Source organism: Dickeya oryzae, from assembly GCF_009372235.1.
GTDB lineage: Bacteria > Pseudomonadota > Gammaproteobacteria > Enterobacterales > Enterobacteriaceae > Dickeya > Dickeya oryzae.
Window position 1 is genome coordinate 106,669 of record NZ_ML762923.1, and the last position, 12,904, is coordinate 119,572.

Here is a 12,904-nt window from a genome sequence, read left to right on the forward strand (position 1 = left end):
GTAAATTCCGTGCATGGATTTACCGCACATCGTTTTCGTATTTCCTTATCTTCGGTAGCAAAGATGACAGGTCACGATCGAATCAGTATCGCGTTGGCCACCTATAACGGTGGGCGTTATATCAAACAACAACTGGATTCTATTCAGCATCAGACGCATCAGAACATCATGATCCATGTGTGTGATGACGGTTCCCGTGATAACACACTGGATGTGGTGCGCAGCCATGCGCTTTATCAGCAAGGTAAAATCTGCCTTTATCCTGGCGAGGGAGGACTTGGCGCGATGAAAAACTTCCGCCGTGCGATTGCCTGCTGTGAAGACGGTTATATTGCCTTGTGCGATCAGGATGATTATTGGGTACCGGAAAAACTGGCGTTGTTGTTAAACGAGGTCCAATCCCATGAACAGGGCGGAAGTATGCCGGTGCTGGCGTTTTCCGATCTGGAAATTGTGGATACAGAGTTGGAGCCGCTGTATCCCTCTTTCTACCGTGCTTCGATTAAATCGTCAGCGGCCTGCCAGCCGGAGGATTTTGTCGTCAGCAACCATATTCCAGGTTGCGCGATGTTGTTTAACCGCGCATTGAAGCAGTTGATAGAACCGATGCCGGACGATATCCGCATGCACGACTGGTGGATTGCGATGATAGCTGCCCATAGCGGCAAGATAACCTATGTGGATAGGCCGCTGATTAAATACCGTCAGCATGGTAACAATACCGTTGGTGCGCCTGGTCTTTTGCGAAAACGTCTGTTACCAGACAGCCTGCTGTGCCTGAGAAGTTATCCCACCACTCGCAAACACAGCCATATGATGCTGAGCGCACTGAAGCTCTTTTGTCAGCAGCATCAGTCTGAACATACCGATTTTCTACGCGTGATCCGCGGAGAAGCTGGAATGCGGCACAAGCTGTCATTGATGCGGCGGGCACGTAACGGCGAGCGGAAGCTGCTGAGTTGTGCAATCTGGTGGATGGTATGAGTGATAAAAAGGCAATAAAGCGCGAGGTTATCTCTCTCTACGTTATCCAGATTTCCAACATGCTGCTGCCGCTGGTGACGTTTCCTTACCTTGCCAGAGTGTTAGGTGCGGAGTTTTTCGGCAAGCTCAGTTACGCCCAGTCCATCAGCTTTATCGCGCTATTTATTGTCGATTTTGGTTTTAACTTCTCCGCCGCCAGAAAAGTCAGCGCTTATGCCGGTGACATGGCCGCGATCACTATCCTGTATTCGAATGTGCAATGTGCCAAGACTCTATTATTCGCGGTAATGATGGTGACAGGAACCGTGCTGGATTTGTTAATGGCGCAGTCGAAAATGGACGGTATCCTGTTTTTTATCGGCTTAGTGTCGTCGTTGAGTTCGCTGCTGTCAGCCGCCTGGCTCTTTCAAGGGATGGGGAAAAACTCCCATCTTGCTATCCTGAACCTGATTTTTCGCGTGCTGGCGCTGGGCCTGATCTTTTTGCTGGTGGCTTCACCAGCGGATATTTATCTGGCAGCCCTGATTCAACTGTTTCCCCCAGTGCTGGTTGGGCTGGTAATTCAGTGCCAGTTGAAACGTCGCGAATCGGTAAGCTGGCAGTTATCAGGTATCAATCGGCAAACCGTGATGGGTGAAATCAAAGAGAGTTTTCACAACTTCTCTGCGTCACTCTTCACGTTGGGGTTCACTTATCTTAACCCTGTTTTCATCAAGTTTCTGTTTGGCGATGCGGCACTGGGCCACTATGCAGTAGCGGACAGGCTGGCATCCGTATTACGTCAGTTGTATAACCCGATTGTGCAGGGTAATTTCAGCCATATTTGCAGTTTGTACAATCAGCAGGCGTACAGTGCCATTCGGGCCCGGTTGAAAAAGGTACTCATGATGTTTTCGTTGCTGACCGGCTGCGCTTTTTTGGGCAATCTGTTGGTGGGTGCGCCGTTAATCCACTGGGTGTTCGGTAAGGAGTACAATGTTAATGCGCTGCTGACCATCATGATAGTCACGCAGTTTGTGATTTCATTGTCGATCATTCTGGTTAATCTGATCATTATTCCTGCCGGGTTGAGTCTTTATCTGAAACGCGTCTATTTCGTTGGGCTGTTATGCCACTTTTCCTATCTGTTTTTCTTTGCCGAATGGTGGGGGGTTGCGGGCGTCGCCGTGGCCGTCGGGGCGACGGAAATTATCATTACCGTACTCTTCTTTGGCATGGTGATGAAAAAGAACACACTGGGTCATCGGATGGCAGATCTATCCCAATAAGCTAACCCATCAATAGCTATCCCATCAATAATGTAACGACTGTATCAGCATTGAATCATAAACGGGGATAATACCGAGTATCTGAATGGGGTCGCTGTTGTCACCCTGTTTTCCCAGGAGAGAGTCATGATAAGAAATACCATTCTGGTGGTGTTGTACAATAAGGGACTGGAATCATCGACAACGCTGCAGACGTTGATCCAACATCCATTTAAACATGTTAAATTAACGATTCATAATAACGGACCATTTCGTATTTCTGAGGAGGATGCTTTTTTTCTGCGACTGAAAACGATTTATGAGCAAGTTGACCTGGTGAATTGTCTTGAGAATAAACCACTGAGTCAGGTATATAATCAATTTATTATGCATAATCTGCAGGTGGAACGATGGGTCATTTTAGATGATGATACCACCATAAATGAATCTTTCTGGTTTGCGGTAGAACATAGTCAGGCTGATATTGAATGCCCCAGGATTATTTCCAGTATTAATTACAAAACTTACTACCCAGTATCCCAAGGGGAGATTGTACTGAATGAGCAGGAGTTAGATCCGGCAACGGCGTTTTCTATTGGCTCGGGGCTGATTATTCACCGTCGGTTATGGGATGTGTTTGAGCGGCATGGGTTATCATTATTCGATGAGAACTATGCGCTGTACGGGGTTGATGTCAGCGTGTTTCGTCGTATACACCGGCTGAGTGCAGGCGGCGAAAACTTTTTGCTGAAAAGCAGTTGTTATCTGGAGCATGCGCTTTCTCGTTCTGAAAAGAAAGAAAGTGAATTCAGAATAACGGAAAACCTGATTGATTTGGCGGTATCAGCGCGTCGATATCCCAAGTTTCATTTGTATTATCATCTTGGCTGGCGGCTGTTTAAGCAATTTACTCGGTTGCGGTTTAAAACGGTTTTGGTTGCCATTCAGGCATTTTTTAGGGGCAAACACCCTCGTTGTAGTTAGTTTTTTTATTAATCAATTTATCGATGAATTAGATTAATTACTCCTGGTGACAGGCTGAATTACGTCTTCAATCTGAGATTTATTTTATTCAATAAACTTCAGTAATACCCCTATGCCCAATATGATTCAGGCGCAACGTGTGCACGTCGTTGCTGCCTGAAATATGTGGGTATCACCACCACATTTAGTAAGGTGTGATATGTCTAACATTATTCCTGTCATTATGGCTGGTGGCAGTGGTAGCCGATTATGGCCGCTATCCCGAGAATTATTTCCCAAACAGTTTTTGTCTCTGGGCGATGAAAGCCAGTACAGCTTATTGCAAAATACGCTGGCGCGCTTGCAGGGGGTGCCGTTTCTGGTACAGCAGCGACCACTGGTTATCTGCAATGAGGATCATCGTTTTCTGGTCGCCGAACAGTTACGCGAACAGCAACAACTGGGTGGCAACATTATTTTGGAACCCACCGGGCGCAATACCGCGCCAGCGATTGCGCTGGCCGCCCACCTGAGTGTTAAAACCGACCCTGACAGCATATTGCTGGTATTGGCCGCCGATCATCTGATTAAGAAAACCGAAAACTTCCATCTGGCTGTTCAGCAGGCGTTGCCGTATGCCTGCGAAAACAAGCTGGTGACGTTTGGTATTGTCCCGACCACGCCGGAAACCGGTTATGGCTATATCAAGACCGGTGAACCCCTTACTGATGGCGGGTTTACGGTCGATGAGTTCGTTGAAAAACCGAGTCTGGCAACCGCCGAGCGTTATCTGGCATCGGGTAAATATTGCTGGAACAGCGGAATGTTTATGTTTCGTGCAGCCAAATACCTCGATGAACTGCAACACCATCAACCCGATATTTACGAACTGACGCGTGTGGCGATGGCACGCAGTCAGCGTGATATGGACTTTATCCGCGTGGAGTCGCGTGCGTTTAGCGATTGCCCCAATGATTCCATTGATTACGCCGTGATGGAAAAAACGCACGATGCGGTCGTTATCGCCTTTGATGCTGGCTGGAGCGATGTGGGGTCGTGGTCGTCCTTGTGGGAGGTATCGCAGAAGGATGAGCAGGGCAACGTAACCGTAGGGGATGTCATCACGCTGGATAGCCACAACAACTACGTTTCTACTTCTGCACCGCTGGTGGCGACCATCGGTATTGATGACGCGATTATCGTCAACACCGGGGATGCATTGCTGGTCGCGGCGAAAGAACGGGCGCAGGACGTCAAAAAAGTCGTAGAGCGTCTGAAAGCGCAAAACCGCCATCAGTTTCGTGATCACACCGAGTCATTTCGCCCCTGGGGCAAGAGCTGCAACATTGATGCCGGTGAGCACTATCAGGTGAAGAAACTCACTGTGCGTCCAGGGCAGGGCCTGTCGTTGCAACAACATTTTCACCGAGCGGAACACTGGATCGTGCTGTCCGGCACGGCCAGGGTTCAGGTTGATGACAACACCTATTTTCTGTCGGAAAACCAGTCCACGTTTATCCAACCAGGGGCAGTACACACGCTGGAAAACCCCGGTTTGATTGATCTGGTGATGATTGAGGTGCGTTCAGGCCGCTATCTGGAAGAGGACGACATCGTTCGTTTGCATGACCGTTATGGTCGGGTATAAAGGGAGAAGGGCAGATGTCCGCATTAACCTGCTTTAAAGCCTATGATATTCGCGGTGAATTGGGCGTTGAGCTTAATGAAGAGATAGCCTACCGCATTGGACGGGCCTATGCCGAAGTTATTCAACCTCAACGTGTCGTTGTCGGGGGCGATGTTCGGCTAACCAGTGAGTCATTGAAACACGCACTGGCCGATGGCCTGCGCGATGCCGGCGTCGATGTCTACGACATCGGTTTATCCGGTACAGAAGAAGTCTATTTTGCGACATTTCATTTTGGCATGGACGGCGGTATTGAAGTGACCGCCAGCCATAACCCGATTAATTATAACGGCATGAAGCTGGTGCGCGCCGGTTCTCAACCTATCAGTGGCGACAGTGGACTCAAGGACATTCAACGTCTGGCGCAGGAAAACCGTTTTGCTCCCGTTAATCCTCAGCATCGCGGTCGCTATGAAACGCTGGCGATATCGTCGCCGTATATCGAGCATCTGATGTCGTACATTAATCCGCGTAACCTGACACCGATGAAGATCGTCATCAATAGCGGTAATGGAACGGCAGGTCATGTGGTGGATGCACTGGAGGTGGCGTTAGGCCGCCATGGTGCGCCAGTCACCTTTATCAAAGTCCATCATCAACCCGATGGTACTTTTCCGAATGGCATTCCTAATCCGTTACTGCAGGAATGCCGTGCCGATACCGCCCGTGCCGTTGTGGAGCATCAGGCCGATTTTGGTGTGGCGTTTGACGGCGATTTTGACCGTTGCTTCCTGTTTGACCATCAGGGACGCTTTATCGAAGGGTATTATATTGTCGGGTTACTGGCGGAATCCTTCCTTAATAAGGCACCGGGTTCCACCATCATTCACGACCCCCGTCTGACCTGGAACACGGTGGATATCGTGACCGGCAAAGGTGGAAATCCGGTGATGTCGAAAACCGGTCATGCCTTTATCAAGGAGCGGATGCGTAAGGAGGATGCCATTTATGGCGGTGAAATGAGTGCGCATCACTACTTCCGCTCGTTTGCTTATTGTGACTCCGGTATGATTCCGTGGTTGCTGGTGGCGGAATTGATGAGTGTTCGCGGACAATCACTGTCGCAACTGGTGAGCGAACGTATGCGTGCCTATCCCGCTTCCGGCGAGATCAATTCCCTGCTGACTGACCCGCTAGCCGCTATCGCCCGTGTGCGCGCCGCCCTGGAGCCACTGGCACTGGCGGTGGATGAAACCGATGGCATCAGCCTGACATTTGCCGACTGGCGTTTTAATCTGCGCAGTTCCAACACTGAACCCGTGGTGCGGCTTAATGTCGAATCACGGCAGGATGTTCGGCTAATGGAAGAAAAAACCCGGACGATTCTGGCGCTGTTGCGTCAATGTTGAGGTGATTTCTGGCACCCTCTTGCAGTTTTCCGCGCTTAGCGGGTGCTGAATCAAGGTGGTGGATGGTATTATCTCTGCCATTCAAGTCACGTTAAGAGTTTCTGAATGAAATTTCTTGTTACCGGAGCAGCCGGCTTTATCGGTCTCTTTACCTGTCAGTCACTCTGTGCTGCCGGCCATACGGTGGTGGGGATAGACAACCTCAACAGCTACTACGAGGTATCGCTTAAGGAGGCGCGGTTGGCAAAACTGCGCTCGCTGGCCGGTTTTCGTTTTGAACGCATTGATCTTGCCGATAGTCAGGCAATGGCAGCGTTGTTCGCGGCGGAAAAATTCGAGCGTGTTATCCATCTTGCGGCACAAGCCGGGGTGCGGTACTCGCTGGAAAATCCGATGGTGTATGCGGAAAGTAACCTGATCGGCCACCTGAATGTGCTGGAAGGTTGCCGCCACAGCGGCGTCGGTCATTTGATTTATGCCTCTTCCAGTTCGGTATACGGATTGAACAGCAAAACGCCGTTCGAAACCACCGACTCGACCGATCACCCGATTTCGCTGTATGCCGCGACCAAGAAATCCAACGAACTGATGGCGCATTCCTACTCGCACCTGTATGACCTGCCGACTACCGGGTTGCGCTTTTTCACGGTGTATGGGCCGTGGGGGCGTCCGGATATGGCGTTGTTCAAGTTCACCCGCCGTATTCTGGCTGGCGAACCGATCGATATCTACAATCAGGGCGATATGTGGCGTGATTTCACCTATGTGACGGATATTGTGGAAGGTGTTCTGCGTGTGGTGGATCAGATACCGACGCGTCAGGCTGACTGGACGGTGGAAAGCGGCTCGCCAGCCACCAGTTCCGCACCCTACCGGCTCTACAACATTGGCAACGGCAGTCCGGTGCGGTTGATGGATTTCGTTACTGCGCTGGAATCGGCATTGGGACGTGAGGCGGTGAAAAACTTTATGCCGATGCAGGCTGGCGATGTTTATCAGACCTATGCCGACACCAGCGATCTGTTCGCAGTGACAGGCTATCGGCCGCAAGTTGGGGTGAACGAAGGGGTGCGCGCCTTCGTAGACTGGTATCGGGATTTCTATCAGGCCTGAACGACATAAAGAGAAATGTATACCCAAATAATTCGAGTTGCAGAAAGGCGGCGACGCAGCGAATCCCCAGGAGCTTACATAAGTAAGTGACTGGGGTGAGCGACAAATCGGCACTCGCCGATTTGAACGCTGCTTGCTGCGGCCCGTAGGGCGAGGTCCATTTATGGGCCGAGTAAGAAAGCCAACGCATCTGCAGCTTGAAGTATGACGGGTATAGACGGCATTAGGCGGCGGACATTTCTGCGGCTTTGCTATGTTCTGTGACGGGTACAGTGTGTTACCCGGTAGGATGAATGTGGACAGATGATGAAAATTGCAATTGCGGGTACCGGTTATGTTGGCTTGTCCAACGCCATGCTGCTGGCGCAGCATAATGAAGTCGTCGCGGTGGATATCATCGCCGAAAAAGTGGACATGCTTAATAAAGGCATCTCCCCGATTGTGGATAAAGAAATCGAAGCTTATCTGCGCAACCCTGCGCTGAATTTTCGCGCCACGCTGGATGCTGAATCCGCGTATCGGGGGGCGGAGTTCGTGATTATCGCCACGCCGACAGATTACGATCCGAAAACCAATTACTTCAACACGCGCTCGGTGGAAGCGGTGATCAGCAAGGTACTGGACGTGAACCCAGACGCCGTTATGATCATCAAATCCACTATTCCGGTGGGGTATACCGCACAGGTTCGTGAGCAGTTTGGCACAGAAAATATCATTTTCTCGCCGGAGTTCCTGCGTGAAGGCCGTGCACTGTACGATAACCTGTATCCTTCCCGTATCGTGGTGGGTGAGCGTTCTGAACGTGCTGAGCGTTTCGCTCGTCTGCTGGTCGATGGGGCCATCAAAACCAATATTCCGGTGCTGTTTACCGGGTTAACCGAAGCCGAAGCGATCAAATTGTTTGCCAATACCTATCTGGCAATGCGTGTCGCCTATTTCAATGAGCTTGATACCTATGCTCAGACACTGGGATTGGATAGCAAACAGATTATCGAAGGCGTTGGTTTGGATCCGCGAATCGGCCAGCACTACAACAACCCATCGTTTGGTTATGGTGGCTACTGTCTGCCGAAGGACACCAAGCAACTGCTGGCTAACTATGAATCCGTGCCGAATAACCTGATTCGGGCGATTGTCGATGCCAATACCACCCGTAAGGATTTCATTGCTGATTCAGTGATTCGACGCGGTCCGAAAGTGGTGGGTATTTACCGGCTGGTGATGAAAACCGGGTCTGATAATTTCCGCGCCTCTGCGATTCAAGGGGTGATGAAGCGAATCAAGGCTAAAGGTATCGATGTGGTGGTGTATGAACCTGCGTTGAAAGAGTCGGAGTTCTTCCGTTCCCGTGTGATTCATGACCTGGAAGAATTCAAACAGATGTCTGATGTCATTCTGTCGAACCGAATGGCACCGGAATTGTCCGATGTAATGGAAAAAGTGTATACCCGCGATCTCTTTGGGGCTGATTAGGTGTATTCTGGCGCCAGAAAAATCAATGTGGCGCGGTCGTTGCCTCGTCGCGATAAACAGCAGCATGTTTTTTGAGAGAACACGAAATGACAGCATTAAAAGCGATTATCCCTGTTGCCGGCTTAGGGATGAACTTGTTGCCGGTTACCAAAGCGATTCCGAAAGAGATGCTTCCTCTGGTTGACAGGCCGGTAATCGAAAAGATTGTCAACGAATGCGTTAATGCGGGGATTAAAGAGATTGTGCTGGTCACGCACGCCTCTAAAAATGCCATTGAAAACCATTTTGATACCTCTTTCGAGCTGGAGTCGATGCTGGAAGAGCGCGCCAAACGTCAGTTACTGGCGGAAGTTAAGTCCATTTGCCCGCCGGGCGTGACCATCATGAACGTGCGTCAGGGGCAGACTCTGGGCCTGGGGCATGCGGTGTCCTGCGCTCACCCGATTGTCGGCAACGCGCCGTTTGTCGTGGTGCTGCCGGATGTGGTGATGGACGACAGCTCCGCCGATCAGTCGAAAGACAATCTGGCGCTGCTGATTTCCCGTTTTGAAGAAACCGGCCACAGCCAGGTGCTGGTAAAACACCGCCCGTACGAAGTCTTGCCAGAATACTCCATCGTGGAATGCGAGACGCCGCTGAATCAGGCGGGCGACGCGTCGGCGATCACCTCCATGATTGAGAAACCGGAACTGGCGCCGGTGGAAGGTTCTGATCTGTCCGCGGTTGGCCGTTATGTGCTGACGGCCGAAGCCTGGCCGATTCTGGAAAACATCGTGGCGGGCGCGTGGGGTCGTATCCAACTGACCGACGCTATCGCTGAGCTTATCAAAACCCAGCAGGTGGATGCGGTTCAGATGACGGGACGCAGCTTCAACTGCGGCCGGAAGATGGGTTATGTGCAGGCGTTTGTCTCCTACGGCCTGCGTAATCCGGAACTGGGTGATGCCTTCAAAACCAAAATCAAGGCATTGCTGGAGAAATATTAATCCGTGCCTGATGCCCGATAACACGTTGGTGTTATCGGGTTTTTTCTGACTATTGCACATCGTTATCTTCATTATTAATAGCTAGGTAATTTGTTGTGTTGCTTTTGTTTTTTTTGATTCGCACAAAATTATCCTCTGTGGCCGAACACCTACCAGATCCCTTGTTGCACCAATAACTACCCACTCAGCCGTTAGCTGGGTTACCATGTCGGCCTGCTTTTTGTTGCCTGGGGCGCAAGTAGCCGCAGGCAGGTTACCTTCAGACAGGAGTTGTTTTAATGTCCAAACAGCAAATTGGCGTTGTCGGTATGGCGGTAATGGGGCGCAATCTGGCGCTCAATATTGAAAGCCGCGGCTATACCGTTTCCATCTTTAACCGTTCCGCAGACAAAACGGATGAGGTGATTGCAGAGAATCCAGGTAAAAAACTGGTACCGTGCTACACCGTTGAAGAGTTTGTTGAATCTCTGGAAAAGCCGCGCCGTATCCTGTTGATGGTTAAAGCAGGCGAAGCGACGGACAAAACCATTGAATCACTGAAACCGTATCTGGAAAAAGGTGACATCCTGATCGATGGCGGCAACACCTTCTATAAAGACACTATCCGCCGTAACCGTGAGCTGTCTGCCGAAGGGTTTAACTTCATCGGCACCGGCGTGTCTGGTGGTGAGGAAGGCGCACTGAAGGGGCCGTCTATTATGCCGGGTGGTCAGAAAGAAGCCTATGATCTGGTGGCGCCTATCCTGCAGCAGATTGCTGCTCGTGCCGAAGGCGAACCTTGTGTGGCCTATATTGGCGCAGACGGTGCTGGCCACTATGTGAAAATGGTGCACAACGGCATCGAATACGGTGACATGCAGTTGATTGCGGAAGCCTATGCATTGCTGAAGCAGGCGTTGGGGCTTTCCAACGAAGAACTGGCGAGCACCTTCTCCGAGTGGAACAAGGGCGAACTGAGCAGCTACCTGATTGAGATAACTGCCGATATCTTCACTAAGAAAGATGAAGACGGTAAATACCTGGTCGATGTGATTCTCGATGAAGCGGCTAACAAGGGTACCGGTAAGTGGACCAGCCAGAGCTCGCTGGATCTGGGCGAACCGCTGTCTCTGATTACCGAATCGGTGTTTGCCCGTTACCTGTCTTCGCTGAAAAACCAGCGTGTGGCTGCCTCTAAGGTGCTGAGTGGCCCGGTAGCGCAGGCGTTCAATGGCGACAAAGCCGGGTTTGTGGAAAAAGTGCGTCGTGCGCTGTATCTGGGGAAAATCGTTTCCTACGCGCAGGGTTTCTCTCAGTTGAAAGCGGCTTCTGACGAAAACAACTGGAACCTGAACTACGGTGAGATCGCGAAGATCTTCCGTGCCGGTTGTATCATTCGCGCCCAGTTCTTGCAGAAGATCACCGATGCTTATGCCGAAAACGCCGATATCGCTAATTTGCTGCTGGCACCGTACTTCCGCCAGGTCGCCGACGACTATCAGCAGGCGCTGCGTGATGTGGTGTCTTATGCGGTACAGCAGGGTATCCCGACGCCGACTTTCTCTGCGGCAATCGCTTATTATGACAGCTATCGCTCCGCGGTATTACCGGCTAACCTGATTCAGGCTCAGCGCGATTATTTCGGTGCGCATACTTATAAACGTATTGATAAAGAAGGCGTATTCCATACTGAATGGTTGGAATAATATTCTGAAATATTTTCCCATCTCAAAACCGGATAGAAATATCCGGTTTTTCTTTCTCAATATCTCATCGTAAATAACTAAGACTTTTCCGAGAATATTTCATCTCATTGTAACCAATGAGGAAAAATTAGCGCTCTTGCGACTTGTCTTATTTTCTTATCTGTCTAATCCTGCTTTTCTTATTCTTTATCTGAGTCTTGGTTCGGATACTTCCCGTATGCGGGTGATTATTTCGGAAAGGATGAATTGAAATAATTACTTCATCAGTCATGGGGAAGATCCAACCTGGCTGATTAATTCGGCCAGTCGTGGGGTAGGGAATAATTTTCGAATTATCCCTGTCCTATCTCCTTAACGGGAAATAAAAGGAAATGGTAATGATGAAGAAAACGTTGGCGACCCTGGTGTTGGCTCTGGCCATCCCGGCGGGCGCACTGGCGGCTGAACAGCCGGCAGTCAATGGCGGCCAGCCTGTTGGAGGGGTGACCTTCCAGGGCAGCGGTATCGCGGCTGGTTCTCATGCGTTTAGTGCGGCTCATGGCCGCGGTACCGGCTATGGCTATGGGTTTGGCCGTGCCGTCGCGGCTGGCGTCGTATCTGCCTCCACCAGTACGACCTCCAGTACCGTAGGAACCAGCACCTCAACCGTGACGTCAACTCGCGGTTAATGATGGGCTATTCACCAAGGCCACTCCGGTGGCCTTTTTTCTGCTTCAGGATGTTCAGGCGAGAACCCGAACAATGAAAAGAATCCTTGAGTTAACACTGTTCAGGATACTGGTGATGTTTTGCTTCATACCGGGGCTGACAGGGTGTTCTCAGCAAATCAGTCAACTTGGGCGGGACTTTCGGCTGGCGTTGTGGGGAAGGGAAGACGTAAGCATGACGCCACAACAGGTTGCACAACTTCCCTATGCCTCGGCGTATCTGAAAGTAGGTAAGGCACCGCGTGCTTTTGTCGTACTGGCGTTTGTTGATAACCAGCAGTTGCAATGGGTGACGGAAGATAAAAACAGTGTGACGACGCGTTTTGGGCGACTGGTGAAAACGCAAGGGTGGGGAGAAGACATTCGTCATGTTACCGAACTGGAGTCAGACCCGCTGAGCCTCGGTTTGCTCAAACCTGGTACTCCCAAAAATTGGCACACCGTCGTGAATTGGTCACAGGTGCTGCGAGGCGGCTATGACCTGCAATCTGTATTCGAGAACAAAGGTCTGGAAACCCTGACGGTACTGAACACCCCAATAAAGGCAGTGCGTTTTGATGAGCAGGTAACCGTTCCGGCGCTGGGCACACATTACACCAACCAATACTGGCTGGATCCGGCTTCCGGGCAGGTCATCCAAAGCTACCAGTACATGGGGCCAAACATGGCTCAGGTTCAGTTCACTGCGCTTAAGCCATACAATAAATAGG

11 protein-coding genes are annotated in these 12,904 nt (G+C 50.7%); all 11 read left to right on the forward strand.

Annotated elements, in window-relative coordinates; translation table 11 throughout:
• Positions 1–63 precede the first annotated feature (63 nt).
• The 11 genes from FAZ14_RS09360 to FAZ14_RS09410 all read left to right on the forward strand — a co-directional run bounded on the left by FAZ14_RS09360 (position 64) and on the right by FAZ14_RS09410 (position 12,903).
• A complete protein-coding gene (locus FAZ14_RS09360) occupies positions 64–984 on the forward strand; it encodes a glycosyltransferase family 2 protein (protein WP_029456404.1) in 921 nt (306 codons plus the stop codon).
• Complete coding sequence (locus FAZ14_RS09365) at positions 981–2,252, forward strand: oligosaccharide flippase family protein (protein ID WP_153508426.1); 1,272 nt, start codon at positions 981–983, stop codon at positions 2,250–2,252. The genes FAZ14_RS09360 and FAZ14_RS09365 overlap by 4 nt, the downstream gene beginning before the upstream one ends.
• A gap of 126 nt (positions 2,253–2,378) precedes the next feature.
• A complete protein-coding gene (locus FAZ14_RS09370; protein WP_016941886.1) occupies positions 2,379–3,215 on the forward strand; it encodes a glycosyltransferase family 2 protein in 837 nt (278 codons plus the stop codon).
• 199 nt (positions 3,216–3,414) lie between these two features.
• Positions 3,415–4,842 carry a mannose-1-phosphate guanylyltransferase/mannose-6-phosphate isomerase gene (locus FAZ14_RS09375; protein ID WP_016941885.1) on the forward strand — a complete coding sequence of 476 codons (1,428 nt, stop codon included), beginning with the start codon at positions 3,415–3,417 and terminating at the stop codon, positions 4,840–4,842.
• 14 nt (positions 4,843–4,856) lie between these two features.
• Positions 4,857–6,230 carry a phosphomannomutase CpsG gene (gene cpsG / locus FAZ14_RS09380; RefSeq protein WP_153508427.1) on the forward strand — a complete coding sequence of 458 codons (1,374 nt, stop codon included), beginning with the start codon at positions 4,857–4,859 and terminating at the stop codon, positions 6,228–6,230.
• Positions 6,231–6,335: 105 nt separating this feature from the next.
• The gene (locus tag FAZ14_RS09385; RefSeq protein WP_016941883.1) at positions 6,336–7,343 is read left to right on the forward strand and encodes an NAD-dependent epimerase; all 1,008 of its coding nucleotides are present in this window, start codon (positions 6,336–6,338) and stop codon (positions 7,341–7,343) included.
• A 306-nt stretch (positions 7,344–7,649) separates the two neighbouring features.
• A complete protein-coding gene (locus FAZ14_RS09390; protein WP_029456403.1) occupies positions 7,650–8,816 on the forward strand; it encodes a nucleotide sugar dehydrogenase in 1,167 nt (388 codons plus the stop codon).
• Between the two features lie 86 nt (positions 8,817–8,902).
• Positions 8,903–9,802, forward strand: a complete 900-nt coding sequence (locus tag FAZ14_RS09395) for a sugar phosphate nucleotidyltransferase (protein ID WP_016941881.1) — start codon at positions 8,903–8,905, stop codon at positions 9,800–9,802.
• Positions 9,803–10,080: 278 nt separating this feature from the next.
• On the forward strand, positions 10,081–11,487 hold the full coding sequence (gene gndA / locus FAZ14_RS09400) for an NADP-dependent phosphogluconate dehydrogenase (RefSeq protein WP_016941880.1): 1,407 nt from the start codon (positions 10,081–10,083) through the stop codon (positions 11,485–11,487).
• A gap of 377 nt (positions 11,488–11,864) precedes the next feature.
• The gene (locus tag FAZ14_RS09405) at positions 11,865–12,155 is read left to right on the forward strand and encodes a hypothetical protein (RefSeq protein WP_023639288.1); all 291 of its coding nucleotides are present in this window, start codon (positions 11,865–11,867) and stop codon (positions 12,153–12,155) included.
• A 115-nt stretch (positions 12,156–12,270) separates the two neighbouring features.
• On the forward strand, positions 12,271–12,903 hold the full coding sequence (locus FAZ14_RS09410) for a YjbF family lipoprotein (RefSeq protein ID WP_276529260.1): 633 nt from the start codon (positions 12,271–12,273) through the stop codon (positions 12,901–12,903).
• Position 12,904: the final 1 nt, after the last annotated feature.

Bases quoted from the DNA above. Each gene is read 5' to 3' on its own strand.
- FAZ14_RS09405 (WP_023639288.1), top strand. From the start codon at position 11,865: ATGATGAAGAAAACGTTGGCGACCCTGGTGTTGGCTCTGGCCATCCCG.
- FAZ14_RS09375 (WP_016941885.1), top strand. From the start codon at position 3,415: ATGTCTAACATTATTCCTGTCATTATGGCTGGTGGCAGTGGTAGCCGA.
- FAZ14_RS09360 (WP_029456404.1), top strand. From the start codon at position 64: ATGACAGGTCACGATCGAATCAGTATCGCGTTGGCCACCTATAACGGT.
- gndA (WP_016941880.1), top strand. From the start codon at position 10,081: ATGTCCAAACAGCAAATTGGCGTTGTCGGTATGGCGGTAATGGGGCGC.
- FAZ14_RS09410 (WP_276529260.1), top strand. From the start codon at position 12,271: ATGTTTTGCTTCATACCGGGGCTGACAGGGTGTTCTCAGCAAATCAGT.
- FAZ14_RS09395 (WP_016941881.1), top strand. From the start codon at position 8,903: ATGACAGCATTAAAAGCGATTATCCCTGTTGCCGGCTTAGGGATGAAC.
- FAZ14_RS09385 (WP_016941883.1), top strand. From the start codon at position 6,336: ATGAAATTTCTTGTTACCGGAGCAGCCGGCTTTATCGGTCTCTTTACC.
- cpsG (WP_153508427.1), top strand. From the start codon at position 4,857: ATGTCCGCATTAACCTGCTTTAAAGCCTATGATATTCGCGGTGAATTG.
- FAZ14_RS09365 (WP_153508426.1), top strand. From the start codon at position 981: ATGAGTGATAAAAAGGCAATAAAGCGCGAGGTTATCTCTCTCTACGTT.
- FAZ14_RS09370 (WP_016941886.1), top strand. From the start codon at position 2,379: ATGATAAGAAATACCATTCTGGTGGTGTTGTACAATAAGGGACTGGAA.
- FAZ14_RS09390 (WP_029456403.1), top strand. From the start codon at position 7,650: ATGAAAATTGCAATTGCGGGTACCGGTTATGTTGGCTTGTCCAACGCC.